14 protein-coding genes are annotated in these 12,855 nt (G+C 58.8%); 8 read left to right on the forward strand and 6 right to left on the reverse strand.

The annotated features are described in order from the left end of the window. Positions 1-112 precede the first annotated feature (112 nt). The 3 genes from FFI16_RS06695 to FFI16_RS06705 all read left to right on the forward strand — a co-directional run bounded on the left by FFI16_RS06695 (position 113) and on the right by FFI16_RS06705 (position 1,876). Positions 113-415: a type II toxin-antitoxin system RelE/ParE family toxin gene (locus FFI16_RS06695; protein WP_138814619.1), complete on the forward strand. Its 303-nt coding sequence runs from the start codon at positions 113-115 to the stop codon at positions 413-415. A 1-nt stretch (position 416) separates the two neighbouring features. After that, positions 417-791 (forward strand): addiction module antidote protein, encoded by a 375-nt coding sequence (locus FFI16_RS06700; protein WP_138814620.1) that lies wholly within the window; start codon positions 417-419, stop codon positions 789-791. 134 nt (positions 792-925) lie between these two features. Beyond that, positions 926-1,876, forward strand: coding sequence for a DHH family phosphoesterase (locus FFI16_RS06705; protein WP_138814621.1), 951 nt, complete (start codon positions 926-928; stop codon positions 1,874-1,876). Here FFI16_RS06705 and gudD read toward each other — a convergent pair. Both gudD and FFI16_RS06715 read right to left on the reverse strand, forming a co-directional pair. After that, positions 1,845-3,170: a glucarate dehydratase gene (gene gudD, locus FFI16_RS06710; RefSeq protein ID WP_138814622.1), complete on the reverse strand. Its 1,326-nt coding sequence runs from the start codon at positions 3,168-3,170 to the stop codon at positions 1,845-1,847. The two genes, FFI16_RS06705 and gudD, sit on opposite strands and share 32 nt — an antisense overlap. A gap of 18 nt (positions 3,171-3,188) precedes the next feature. After that, a complete protein-coding gene (locus FFI16_RS06715; RefSeq protein ID WP_138814623.1) occupies positions 3,189-4,550 on the reverse strand; it encodes an MFS transporter in 1,362 nt (453 codons plus the stop codon). Between the two features lie 349 nt (positions 4,551-4,899). Between FFI16_RS06715 and FFI16_RS06720 the strand changes: the two genes are divergently transcribed. The 4 genes from FFI16_RS06720 to FFI16_RS06735 all read left to right on the forward strand — a co-directional run bounded on the left by FFI16_RS06720 (position 4,900) and on the right by FFI16_RS06735 (position 7,541). Continuing rightward, positions 4,900-5,610 carry a FadR/GntR family transcriptional regulator gene (locus FFI16_RS06720; protein ID WP_138814624.1) on the forward strand — a complete coding sequence of 237 codons (711 nt, stop codon included), beginning with the start codon at positions 4,900-4,902 and terminating at the stop codon, positions 5,608-5,610. A gap of 13 nt (positions 5,611-5,623) precedes the next feature. Continuing rightward, positions 5,624-6,319: a tRNA (adenine(22)-N(1))-methyltransferase TrmK gene (locus FFI16_RS06725; RefSeq protein WP_138814625.1), complete on the forward strand. Its 696-nt coding sequence runs from the start codon at positions 5,624-5,626 to the stop codon at positions 6,317-6,319. A 298-nt stretch (positions 6,320-6,617) separates the two neighbouring features. Next, on the forward strand, positions 6,618-7,157 hold the full coding sequence (locus FFI16_RS06730; RefSeq protein WP_138814626.1) for an ATP phosphoribosyltransferase regulatory subunit: 540 nt from the start codon (positions 6,618-6,620) through the stop codon (positions 7,155-7,157). A 93-nt stretch (positions 7,158-7,250) separates the two neighbouring features. After that, on the forward strand, positions 7,251-7,541 hold the full coding sequence (locus tag FFI16_RS06735; RefSeq protein ID WP_138814627.1) for a DUF3144 domain-containing protein: 291 nt from the start codon (positions 7,251-7,253) through the stop codon (positions 7,539-7,541). A 16-nt stretch (positions 7,542-7,557) separates the two neighbouring features. Here FFI16_RS06735 and FFI16_RS06740 read toward each other — a convergent pair whose 3' ends face one another. Beyond that, on the reverse strand, positions 7,558-7,833 hold the full coding sequence (locus tag FFI16_RS06740) for a hypothetical protein (RefSeq protein WP_138814628.1): 276 nt from the start codon (positions 7,831-7,833) through the stop codon (positions 7,558-7,560). A gap of 119 nt (positions 7,834-7,952) precedes the next feature. Between FFI16_RS06740 and FFI16_RS06745 the strand changes: the two genes are divergently transcribed. Further along, the gene (locus FFI16_RS06745; protein ID WP_138814629.1) at positions 7,953-8,828 is read left to right on the forward strand and encodes a YafY family protein; all 876 of its coding nucleotides are present in this window, start codon (positions 7,953-7,955) and stop codon (positions 8,826-8,828) included. Positions 8,829-8,958: 130 nt separating this feature from the next. On the opposite strand, the gene FFI16_RS06750 is transcribed toward FFI16_RS06745, so the two are convergent. The 3 genes from FFI16_RS06750 to FFI16_RS06760 form a co-directional block, all read right to left on the reverse strand. Continuing rightward, positions 8,959-9,303 (reverse strand): YkgJ family cysteine cluster protein, encoded by a 345-nt coding sequence (locus FFI16_RS06750; RefSeq protein WP_256666234.1) that lies wholly within the window; start codon positions 9,301-9,303, stop codon positions 8,959-8,961. Next, positions 9,282-10,907 carry a DNA repair protein gene (locus FFI16_RS06755; RefSeq protein ID WP_218571871.1) on the reverse strand — a complete coding sequence of 542 codons (1,626 nt, stop codon included), beginning with the start codon at positions 10,905-10,907 and terminating at the stop codon, positions 9,282-9,284. Before FFI16_RS06755 ends, FFI16_RS06750 begins: the two co-directional genes overlap by 22 nt. A 66-nt stretch (positions 10,908-10,973) precedes the next feature. After that, entirely contained in the window at positions 10,974-12,074 is a 1,101-nt protein-coding gene (locus FFI16_RS06760; protein WP_138814631.1) for a chemotaxis protein, read from the reverse strand. Between the last annotated feature and the right edge of the window lie 781 nt (positions 12,075-12,855).

Here is a 12,855-nt window from a genome sequence, read left to right on the forward strand (position 1 = left end):
TCGAACGCCTGTTGATACGGGGGCTGAGCTAGGGTTTTTTATTCCGGTTGGCGCCGGAATAAAAAATTAACTGGCATCAGCATGGAGTAGCCAGTAGGCTACAGGTGAGACTTTGACCAATTCGATCGGCAGGACGCCGGAGTTTGATACATGTCTCGACGGTATGAAGGACCTTTGGGGCAAAACGGCGGTGCTGACGCGCCTGGACCGCGCCGAAGAAAACAATTTTGGCGATTGCGAGCCGGCCGGTGACGGCCTGAGTGAAATGCGTGTATTCGTCGGGCCTGGCTACAGAATTTACTTTGTACGCACGGGCATCACGGCTTACCTGATGCTGTGGGGCAGTGATAAAACCGACCAAAAAAGAGGCATAAAACGGGCAAAAGAGATTCTCGATGCCCTGAGAGGTAGGTGAAATGAGCAATTCGACATTCAAACCCGAGGACATGCCGATCCTCGATCTTGATACATCCGGCACCAGCGTCTACGAAGCTTCGCGCTTTCTCGACAGCCCCGAAATCATCAGCGCTTATCTGGCGCAAAGCATGAAGTCCCAAGACCCACACATCCTCATGAAGGCACTGGCCGAGGTCGCCAAGGCCCAGGGTGTAAACAAGGTGGCCGAGGCGGCGGGCGTCAATCGCGAGAGCCTGTATAAAACCCTCAAGGGCGGCTCCAAGACACGTTTTGAAACGATCAAAAAACTGATGCTGGCGTTAGGCGTTGAGCTGACTGTGCAGCCTGTCGCAGCGGGCGCAAACAAAAAATTGCCACGGCACAACCGACAATAATCAGCAACTGTCGGTTTTGACAGTATCTTTCCCCTTGAAGTCATGGTCTTGTCACACGCTGATGCGAACGTCCCCTAGCCGAAAAACACAAGGCACCGGACTGCGCCTTAGGTGTACTTCAAGGAGATTTAATCATGAGGGTCGTGACCTCAGGCTCTGCTTATCTGGATATAGACGCTTACGCGTGCTGCATAGCCTATGCTGAACTGCTGAATCATCAGGGTATTCAAGCGCGGGCGGTGAGCAGTGCGCCGCTCAATTTCAGCATTTGCGCCAGTGTGCTGGGCTGGCATGCCTCGCTGGACGATTACCGGCCCGGCGCCGGTGATGAGTTCGTGTTGGTGGATGTCTCCGACTACCATCATTTTGACCCGGTCGTGGCACTCGACCAGGTGTGCGAAGTGATTGACCATCATCCAGGCTTTGAAATCCACTGGGCGCAAAAGCTGGGTGCGCAGGCTGATATCCGGCCAATCGGTGCCGCAGCAACGCTGGTTTTCCAGCGCTGGGAAAAGTCCGGCCTGCTGCCGCAGATCAGCCGACACAGCGCGGCCTTATTGGCCACGGCGATTCTGGACAATACCCTTAACTTCACCGGCAAAATGACCGCATCCCTGGATATCTGGGCCTACGAGGTGTTGGCGCGGCGGGCGGGGCTGGCGGCGGATTGGCCGCAGCGTTATTTCAGCGAATGCCAGGCTGCGATCGAAGCCGACCTTGAGGTCGCCCTGGCGGCTGATATGAAGCACATGACGGCCACGCGCAACCTGCCGCAGATCATCGCGCAAATGACGGTGTGGGATGCGCAAGGGTTGCTTGAACGGCACCACGCAGCCATTGAGCACTGGCTGGCGGCGCAAGGTGAGGACTGGCTGTTGAACGCCATCAGCATCCGCGAGCGCAAGAGCTACTGGTTGGCCGAGCGTTCGCTCAGCCAGCAGAAGCTGAGCCTGCTGCTGTCGCTCAATTGGCAAGGTACACGGGCAGTGCTGGCGCGTGCGATGCAGCGCAAGGAGCTGGTGAAGCTGGCCCTGGCTGCCGCAAACGAAGACCTCAGCGCACGAGGCAAGGCCGTTTGTTGTTGAAGGCCCAGCCCGGTATCAAAAACTGCATCGCCACGCTGTCGTCCCGCGCCCCAAGGCCCATGCCTTTGTACAGCTCATGGGCCTTGGCCACGGCGTCCATGTCGATCTCCACGCCCAGGCCTGGTTTGCTGGGCACCTTCACGTAGCCACCCTCGATTTTCAGCGGCTCCTTGGTCAGGCGCTGGCCGTCCTGCCAGATCCAGTGGGTGTCTATCGCAGTGATGTCGCCCGGTGCGGCGGCGGCCACCTGGGTGAACATGGCCAGGGAAATATCAAAGTGGTTGTTGGAGTGCGAGCCCCAGGTCAGGCCCCACTCATTGCACATCTGCGCCACGCGCACCGAGCCTTGCATCGTCCAGAAGTGCGGGTCGGCCAGGGGAATATCCACCGATTGCAGCTGGATCGCGTGGCCCATTTCACGCCAGTCGGTGGCGATCATGTTGGTCGCGGTTTTAAGCCCGGTGGCACGGCGGAATTCGGCCATGACTTCGCGGCCCGAGTAGCCGTTTTCTGCACCGCAGGGGTCTTCGGCGTAGGCCAGCACGTGGTGTTGATCGCGGCACAGGCGGATGGCTTCTTTGAGTGACCACGCGCCATTGGGGTCGAGGGTGATACGGGCATCCGGAAAGCGTTCGGCCAGTGCGGTGACGGCTTCGATTTCTTCATCGCCACTCAAGACGCCGCCCTTGAGCTTGAAGTCGTTGAAGCCGTATTTGGCTTTGGCGGCTTCGGCCAGGCGTACCACGGCCTCGCTGGTCAGGGCTGTTTCATGGCGCAGGCGGAACCACTCGTCATCGGCGTCGGCCTCGTTGCGGTAGGCCAGGTCGGTGGCGGTGCGATCACCGACATAAAACAGGTAGCCGAGCATTTTTACCGCGTCACGCTGTTGGCCTTCGCCCAGCAGGGCGGCGATGGGCACTTCGAGGAACTGACCCAGCAGGTCGAGCAGGGCGGCTTCCATGGCGGTGACGGCGTGGATGGTGATGCGCAGGTCAAAGGTTTGCAGGCCACGGCCGGCGGCGTCCCTTGATGCAAAGGTGGTGCGCATCTGGTTGAGGATGCGCTGGTACTGGCTGATGGGTTGGCCGATCACCAGGCTGCGGGCGTCTTCCAGGGTTTCGCGGATACGTTCGCCGCCGGGCACTTCACCGACACCGGTGTGGCCCGAGCTGTCCTTGAGGATGACGATATTGCGGGTAAAAAACGGCCCATGGGCGCCGCTCAGGTTCAGCAGCATGCTGTCGTGGCCGGCGACGGGAATGACTTGGAAATGGGTGACGACTGGCGTGGTCATGGCAAGGTCCTTATAAGCTCAAAGAGGTTTGCTGATAGCGGTAGCCGTTGGCGCGACGCTCGGCGGCGCCAGTACGGTAGAAGGCGAAGTCTTGGCAAAAAACACCAGGATGGCCGCCAGCACTGAGGTGCCGGCCAGGCCATACAGGCCGCCCTGGATCGAGCCGGTGGTCTGTTCCAGAAAACCGAAGGTGGTGGGGGCCACGAATCCGCCCAGGTTGCCGATGGAATTGATCAGCGCGATCACCGCAGCGGCGATGCGCACATCCAGGTAACCCTGTGGGATCGGCCAGAACAGCGAGGAGGCGGACTTGAACCCGATGGCCGCGAAGCAGATCGCGACAAAGGCGAAGATCGGCCCACCCGTGGTGGACATGAACATGCCGGCGGCGGCAATCAACAGCGCGGCGGCGACCCAGGCTTGCTGGAACTTGAACTTGCCCGACAGCGCGGCGAACGCGTACATGGCGATGATCGAGATCAGCCACGGGATCGAATTGAAGAAGCCGACCTGCACGTCGCTCAAATCGCCCATCTTCTTGATGATGCTCGGCAGCCAGAAGGTTGCGGCGTAGATCGTCAGCTGGATGCAGAAGTACAGGGCGCAGAACAGCAGGATCTGGCGGTCCTTGAGCAGCTTGCCAATAGTCGGTTTGACCGTGGTCAGCGCTTCACGCTCGCGCTGTTCCTGGTCGATGGCGCCCACCAGCGCGTCCTGTTCTTCGCGGGTCAGCCATTGGGCGTCGTGGGGTTTGGAGTCGAGCCAGAACCACACAAAAAAGCCCAGTGCCACAGAAGCCAGCCCCTCGATGGCAAACATCCATTGCCAGCCGTGGAACCCGAACCCTTCGATTTGCAACAGCACCCCGGACAGCGGGCCGGAGATCAGCGACGCAACCGCCGAGCCACTGAGGAAGATCGCGATGGCTTTACCGCGTTCCACGCCGGGCAGCCAGCGGGTGAAGTAGTAGATCACCCCAGGGAAAAAACCCGCCTCGGCCACGCCCAGCAGAAAGCGCAGGATGTAGAACTGGGTTTCGTTTTGGATGAACGCCATCAGCGTGGCGACGATGCCCCAGGTGAACATGATGCGGGTCAGCCAGATGCGCGCACCGACCTTTTGCAGCAGCATATTGGAGGGCACTTCAAACAGCGCATAGCCGATGAAAAACAGCCCGGCGCCCAAGCCGTAGGCAGCCGCGCCGATACCCAGGTCATGCTCCATGTGCGTGCGCACGAAGCCGATATTGACCCGGTCGATGTAGTTGAGGATGAACATGATCACGAAGAGTGGGAGCACGTGGCCCTTCACTTTGCTCACGGCGCGCGTGAGGACCGAATCACTTTTTGGAGCGGCAGATGCATGGTTTGAATTGTTCACAATTCAAAACTCCCCCTGATTTATTTTTATGCGGGTTTGCGTGTTTTGTTACCAGACATCATACAAGTGCATTTCTTGAATTCGCAACGTACCTGTTACTGTTTTTGTACTTATAAGGCTGCTGCTTGATTGACTGTTTTGGTTATTTGCCCAGCATTTGTTGGGTTTTCATGGGGTTTGCCGATGTGGTTTCCGCACGCTTCACCTCAACGCACTGGCCGCAAAGCCCTGCGATTCCTGCGTCGTCAAGATTGGTTGTCATACAAGTGTGTCTCTTGATTAATCAAGCCAGCGCCTGCTCGGGGCAGGGTGTTAAGCTCCCCTCAGCCAACCCCGTGGACCCGTAGCGATGCCCATTGAAAGTGGAACCCTTGTGCGTAAACGTTCCAATAACCTCGCCCAAGGCGTGGTCGAGGCGCTGACCCAGCGCATCCTGCTGGGCCAGCTCAAGCCCGGTGAGAAATTGCCGTCCGAGTCCAGCATCGTGCTGGAGCATGGCGTGAGTCGCACGGTGGTGCGTGAGGCCATTTCCAAGCTGCAGGCGTCGGGGCTGGTGGAGACGCGTCACGGCATCGGCACCTTTGTGCTGGCGCAACACGCCCAGCAAGGTTTGCGCTTGCATGTGGACACGGTCGCCAGCGTGCGTAACATGCTCGAGCTGCGCCTGGGCCTGGAGGTGCAAGCCGTGGCGTTGGCCGCGCTGCGCAGGAGCGACGAACAGCTCGCCCACATGCGCCAGGCGCTGGACGATTACCAGGCCTCGCTGGCCAACAACGACAGCTGTGTGGAGGAGGACAAGCGCTTTCACCAACTGATCGCCGAGGCCACCGGCAATACTTTTTTTACCGAAATCATGCTGCACCTGGGTAGCGCGATGATCCCGCGCACCCAGGTCAAGGGTGCTGAGCGCGGCGGTGCCGACTTCGCCAAGCTGGGGCAGTTGGCGAACCTTGAGCATGAGGCGATCTTCAATGCCATCAAGCGCCAGGACCCGGACGCGGCGCGAGCCGCCATGGTGCTGCACCTGACCAACAGCCGGGACCGCTTTTCCGGGGAATGACAAGGAACCACCGTTGAACGAACACACATTGTCCATGCGCCTGGAGCGCGTGGCCGCCAACGTACCTGTCGGCGCACGCCTGGCTGATATCGGCTCGGACCACGGCTACCTGCCGGTGGCCTTGATGCGCCGTGGCGTGATCACGGCGGCAGTGGCGGGGGAAGTGGCAACCACGCCCTTTTACGCAGCCCAACGTACCGTGCGCGACAACGGCCTGGAGCAGCACGTCAGCGTGCGCCTGGCCGATGGCCTGGCGGCGATTGAACCTGGCGATGGGATCACCGCGGTCAGCGTCTGTGGCATGGGCGGCGAGACGATTCGCGACATTCTCGACAACGGCAAGCTGCACCTCAGCGGCCAGGAACGCCTGATCCTGCAACCCAACGGCGGCGAGCAACCCTTGCGCCAATGGCTGATGGATAACGGCTATCGCATCCTTGGCGAAGAGCTGTTGCGGGAAAACCGCTTTTACTACGAGATCATCGTGGCCGAGCGCACAGGCGCCGTGGCCTACACCGATGAGCAGCTGTACTTCGGCCCGTTGCAAATGCAAGCCCGCAGCCCGGAATTCCTGGCCAAATGGCAGCGGATGCTGCGCCAGAAGCACAAGACCCTGGCCAGTTTTGAGCAGGCCCGCCAGGCGGTGCCGGAGCAAAAACTGCAAGAAATTGCCCAGCAGGCGCGCTGGATTACCGAGCTGCTGGCGTGAAGTGACTTGTAACTTTTCCTACAGGTATGCAAGGATCTGCCCATGACTCAATTTTCGCAAAGCAACCGCCATCATCATCACGGACCTTCCTTCAGGTGCCGTGGTTGCTTGCGCTCACTGATTGACCAGACCCACTGATCACTCAATGAACCCCACCCAAGGCGCCTATGGCGCCTTTTTTATTGTCTGCAAACACTGGAGATTCAACCCATGACAATGCTACGTGGAACCCGAATGGTCACCGGTAAAGAAGCCGCAACGATGCGTGAAGTAGAAGGCCGTTTCCGGAGCTACCTTCATCGAAGCGGGCGCTGAGGAAGTCATCGTGCCCGCCCTATGGGGCCAGGACACGTTTATCGAAAAAACCGGCGGCAGTGAAATTATCGGGCAGATGTGGGCCTTCGATGACAAGGCGGGCCGCAAGTGTTGCCTGATCCCGGAAGCTACGGCGCTGTTCCAGGAGCGCAACGCGGACTTGCTCGAGGGGCGCGCGGCGGCGATGTTTTTCTACGTGGCGCGGTGTTATCGCTATGAGCGCCCGCAAGCCGGACGTTATCGCGAGTTCACTCAACTGGGGCTGGAGATTCTCGGCCCTGACCCCGAATTGGCGTTGCAACGCAGCCAGGCTCTGTGTACTGGGTTTCTGGACACGCTGGGGCTCGACTATGAGCTGAACCTGGCCGTGAAGCGTGGGCTGAGTTACTACCTTGAGGGCAACGGCTTCGAGGTGCGCTGCCCGACATTGGGTGCGCAACAGCAAGTGGTGGGCGGTGGGGCTTACCGTGAAGGCGCGGGCTTCGGTATCGGGCTTGAGCGGTTGGTGCTGGCGTTGGCGTGACGCACCAGGCGCCTCCCAGTGGGAGGCGCCTGCTTTGCTGCCCTCGAATATGCTCCAATAGCCGCCTTCTTTTGCTGACCCAGGAACCCCGTCATGGCCGAGACCACCGACCAAGCCTTCTACGACCGCGCAGACGCGCATATCGAACTGTCCAACGAGCAGCTCAAGATCTGTGAAAACCTCGGTGAGGTCAGTGCCTCGATGATGTTCGGCACCACGCGTTTCAATGCCTGGGCCAGCGCCCGCAACTTCAAGTCCGGCGCCGAAATGGCCGAGGCCCGGGAGGCGATGCTGAAGTATTTCTGTGATCAGTACCGGATGATGCTTGAGGATAACCTGGACGATCACATTAATAATTTCAGCCAGTACATGCGGGTCGTTTAGGTTCTGCGGGTCGGCCTCAAGGGCACGGGGTGGTGTTTGAATCCACCGGCGTTGGCGGCTGAATCAGCTGCACTTTTCTTTGCAATTGGTCGACCTGTTCTTTCTCGGCGCGCAGGGCCGAGCGCAGTTCCTTGTTTTCCATTTCCCAGATCTTTGCCCAGCGGGTGGCTGTCTTGCAGTCGAGGATCATCTGCCAGATATCCTGAAGCTTCAGGTACTGAACCAGCATCAACACTGCGACTGCCGTCATCACCAGCAGGGCGCCTGTCGCTACAACGTCCGACGTTGTCATTTCACTGTCCTTTTGCTCATTGCGTGGGTGTCTAACACTCGGCAAGGATATGTAGTGAATTGCGACACGTATAGAATGTAGACTTATACAGGTAAACAATTCATGCAGATGGAGAGGCCATGAAACGTGAACAAAAGCTCCAGCAGGTGCGCTGGGATCTGGCACTTCGCTATCGTTTGATCGAGACCGTTGCCTGGTGGGAAGGCCGCCTGACCACGGGGCACTTGATCCAGAGCTTCGGGATCAGCCGGCAACAGGCGTCAAAGGACATCAACACCTACATCAATGAACATGCGCCTAAAAATCTTACATATGACAAGCAGATCAAGGGCTACGTACCCAGCAAACACTTTGCCCCGCTGTTCATCGAAGACAGTGCGTCTGCGTACCTGCACCTGCTGAACCAGACCCACACGCGTATGCCTCACGTCGAAGGCCTGGCCCTGGCGTATGCGCACACCAAGGTGTTGCAGGTGCCGGACCGTTCGATCAAGCCCGAAATCCTGCGGCCCTTGCTCAAGGCGTGTCGCGAGCGCTTGCGGTTGGATATCGACTACGTATCACTCAACGCCCCGGAGCCTGAGGGGCGCACAATTGCCCCACACACGCTGATCTACACCGGCATGCGTTGGCATGTCCGGGCGTACTGCGAGAAGAACCGCAGCTACCGCGATTTTGTCTTGAGCCGCTTGCGTGGGGTACCGGAACTGCATGACCACGAATCGGACAACGGCATTGCAGCCGACGACGACTGGAACAACACCATCGCGGTGATCATCAAGCCCGACGAGCGCCTGAGCCCGGCGCAGAAGGACATCATCCAGACCGATTTCGGCATGGTCGATGGAAAGCTCGAGATTCACAGCCGTCAGGCCCTGGTGAAGTATGTGCTGCATCGCTTTCAGATTGACCCAAAGAACCTCAACCCCAAGCCGGAAGCGCAGCAAATCGTGGTCGCCAACCTTAAGGAGTTGAAGCCTTGGTTGTATGACTGAGGGCGGGTGCGAGCGTGTGGGTGACACGCTCGCAGCCGGGTTCAGAAGGCTTTGCGCAGAGCCGTCAGCAGGTTGTTTATTTGCGCGATGGGATGGCGGCGGCCTTTGCCCATTCGGCTGCCATTTTGATCTATCGCTCAGACAAAAAACGTTTCTTCGCAGGTGTCGCGTCGGCGACCCATCGAACGGGCTGCGCCTGCTCTTCCAATAGCCGACAAACTTGAAGGTTCAGCGCCACGAATTCATCCCAGGTATGCAGGGCGGCATAATTGAGCTCATATTGGCGGTCGACCCGGCAGATGTCGGGCCGCTCGGCGTAGATCGAGCAACCCTTGCCCGCCTCGCTGTAGTGCGTGCAGGCGCCGTCACCGCGATCCAGATAGCGGGTTTCGGGCGCCAGGTGCACATTGCGGCAACACAGGCCGCATTGGGTACAGGGAAAGGCCTGCATGCTCAGATCAACGATGCCAGCCATTGGCGCGTACTGTCGGCATTCCCCATTTCAAAGGGCACATCAACATTGCGCCTGGCCAGCTCGTGGCCGAGTACGACGTTGCGTTGCAGCTCGTTGTTGCAGGCCATCAGTTCTTCGGCGAATTGCGCCAGTTCATCGGCATCCAGGTTGAACTCCAGCTGGCTAAGCTCGGCCAGGTAACGGTCGAGCTCAAGGTTGATCGCCTGGAAGTCCCGCACCAGGCCGGCGTGCGGCATGACCGACTCGATAAACGCCCAGAGCTTTTTCGCCACGCTGCTGTGCAGCATGAAATAGTTGAGCCCCAGGGTCACCACGCCTGTGACCAGCGCACTGGCAAAGGCCGCCAGTTCACTGCCGAACGGGAAGTTGCACAGTGGCAGCAACTGGGCATACGCCAGCGAGCCCACCACGGTGGCGGAGCCCAGCGACATCAATGAAATCACCGCTTTGCACAGGTCCACAAACGCCAGTTGGTCGGGGTTGAAAATCAGCAGTTTGATGGCTTTGACCAGCTGGCCCCAGACCTCGCGAATGATCTTGATCGCCATCAACTGCGTGGTTGCCAGGATATTGAACAGCGTCGTTGTGAGGCTGCCCAGAATGCCCGCGAATACGCCGTCCTTGAAGGCAATCAGAAACTCATTGAAGCGTGCTTGCACCCGTTGCCAGATCCCTTGGAGCGTGCGGCTGATGCTGTCGATAAAACTTTCGAAACTGAAGTTGTGCTTGATCTTGTCGAGCAGGCTGGGCAGTTGATCGCGCAGTTCAAACCAGACCTCCGCCATCACCAGCCCGAGCATTTGGCGGGTGCCCATGTTCAACCCGGCTACGCCGGAAGCGGTGGCCGTCTGGTGCAGGAATTTGCTGCTGGTGTAATAGGTGTAGTTGATTTGTTGGTCGTAAGGCGCGCGGGCGGCTTTGTCGCGTTTACGCATTGCATCAGGGTCGATGGCTTTGAGCTCGCGGATCTTGTCTTCGCTCTTGCGGATTTTATCTGCGAGTTCGCGTGCCTTGTGTTGTTGCTCAGGCGTACCGCGCGGCAAGGTTTCAAGGCGTTTGCGGTCTCTGGCCAGGTCTTTTTCATGGCCGGTGATGAGGTTGGGTAAATGGTTCAGGTAGTCATTGATGGATGACTGTTTCTTCGACTTGTTGACCGTTTCCTGGGTCGATTGCAGGTTGCTGCTTTGGTTGGCCAGTGTCACACCGTCCAGCCCGGCGAGGATGCGCCCTGCGTCGCCATGGATCTCATTGGCGCTAATGACATGGTCAAGGTTTCTCGATTCGCCCTTGCCCATGACGACATTACGGTAGGGGTCGTGCAACGTACCTGCCTGCTGACTGAGTTTGTCTTTCAGGCCGGTCGCTTTGTAGTTTGGGTCTGAGTGATAAAGCGTCGAGTCATAGTCTTTTTTTTCCTTCTCGTACCGCTGCTGTTCGGCCTCTGTGGCCCAAATACCTGCGCGAACATTGTGCACGGTGTCGACTTCACCCCCGCGCTTGTCCTTGAAAAGAAGAAAGTCCAGGCCAAAGCTGGTAACCAGACTGGTGACAACGGTGTTCTCGAGCTCTTCGGCCCAAGGGAAATCCTGCGCGGCGGCGTGCATGATGGCATCCATGACAAACGAGGGGGAGTGATGAAAGGGGAGCGCTCTGGGCTCCCCTTGAACGCATCAAGCCTTCTTGAAGTTTTGCGCTTGGGCGTCGGCGTTGCTCAGTACCTCGTCCAGCTGGGTGCTGTTCAACATCATGGAGCCGTGGGCGTCCGTCTCCATCTCTGGCACACCTTGCTCGTTCAGCACGGCCTTGCCGTCGACCTTTTTGACTTTAAAAATCGGCGTGGTGATCACGTTGACCAGGATGGACGCCAAGGCGAAGCCGTTCTGGATGGTCAGCACGATGGACTCGCCAAAGCGCTTTAACTCAGCCTGCCCGTCGGCGTTGCGGCTTTTCGCATCCTCGATGACGCTGTTGATGCTCTTGAGGCTTTCGAAGTACTGGTTGAACTGTTCGAAAAGCCCGATCAGCGTGGTCCAGATGCTGTGAACATAGGTTTCGGTAGCATCGAGGTGATCGATTGCCTTGAGCAGTTTTTCGATGGCTTGATCGACTTCGCGGCTGGCCTTGCGTGCGTTTTTGAGTGCCTCTTCACCGTGGCTGTCATAAGCCCATCCGGCAATGGCCAGCACCGGCCCGGCCACTGCGGCGCCGAGAATGGCGGTACCGCCCGCCATGCCCAGGCCGCCGGTCGCCAGCGAGCCGCCGCCAATGGCCGCCAAGGTCGCGTTGGTGGCTGCAACACCCGCCAGCGACGAGATCGCCGTGCCGGTGGACGCTGCGCCCAGCGCCATCACCCCGCCGTACACCGCGAAACCCGCAGCCGCCCCGGCAGCACCGGCGCCGGCAGCAGAGCCCAGCACGCCGATGGCGGTGTAGCTGTAGTTGGAGATGGTTTGCAGCTTGTGCTTGGGAATGTTGATTTCCAGCTTGTTCTGGCGACCGGCGTTCAACTGCTGCAAGAGCGAATCGGCCAGGGTTTTGAACTCATTAAAGCTTTTACCGATTTGCAGCTCTTTTTCGCCCAGTACGCTCAATGCCGAGGTGGTGGCGGTTTCTTGCGCGTCAAAAGCGCGCTTTTTGACGTCATAGCGCTGTTTGGCGCTATTGACGATCTCGTCGGCTTCGGAATGTTTCTGGTAACCGTCATAGCCTTTCTTGGCGCCATAGGCGGCGCTGACCAGGGCGGCTGCACCGAGGATGAGAGGAAGAGGCATATCAATATCCCTTTGATTATTTTGAAGTTAACGACTTGGGTAAGGCAATGGAAAGCGTGATCTTAGAAGCGATATCGGCAAAGTGCCATCATGCTTTAGGCGGGTGTTGAACTTTTTTAGCCGGGAGGCGCACGGTGACAAGTGTGTGCTCGCCAGTGAGTGTTTTTGCCCCATTTTTGTGCGCGCGCCATCGCCGGTTCATCGCCAGGGCGCCTATCTCCAGTACGCCCGTAACGGCCCGTATCTTGCTTGGGCCTTCTCAATCAATGACATGGCATTTTGCTTCTAGTCATTTCCAGCTTGTTTTCCGGAGCGGTCGGCCATGCACACTCTTCTATCACCCGGTATCCATTTGCTCGGCCGTTTCGGTTTTGCGCGCAAGTTCCAGGTGCTGTTTTTCCTGTTCATGCTGCCCCTGGCGGGGAGCCTCTGGATGATTGGTTCGGACTATCGCGATAAATTAACCGTGATTTCCAGCGAGCAGTCCGGCGTGCACCAACTGTTGGCCCTGGACACGCTCGATGGCCAATTGACCGCGCAACGCAACCTGGCCGCGCGCTGGAAAGCCCTGGACATCCTGCACACGCCGACACCCGCTGCCCAAGCCGCGATGGACCAGGTGGATGCGGGTAACCCGTTGATTATGCAAAGCCTGCAAGCCCTGGGTGAGGCGCTCAAAAACCAGAACGCCAGCGCTGACACGCTTGCGCGTTTCGAGGCGTTGCAGGTGGCGGTCAGGGGCATGGACACCCAGTCCCTGCGCACCGTGGGCTGGTGGCCG

The sequence above is a fragment of the Pseudomonas sp. KBS0710 genome (assembly GCF_005938045.2).
GTDB lineage: Bacteria > Pseudomonadota > Gammaproteobacteria > Pseudomonadales > Pseudomonadaceae > Aquipseudomonas.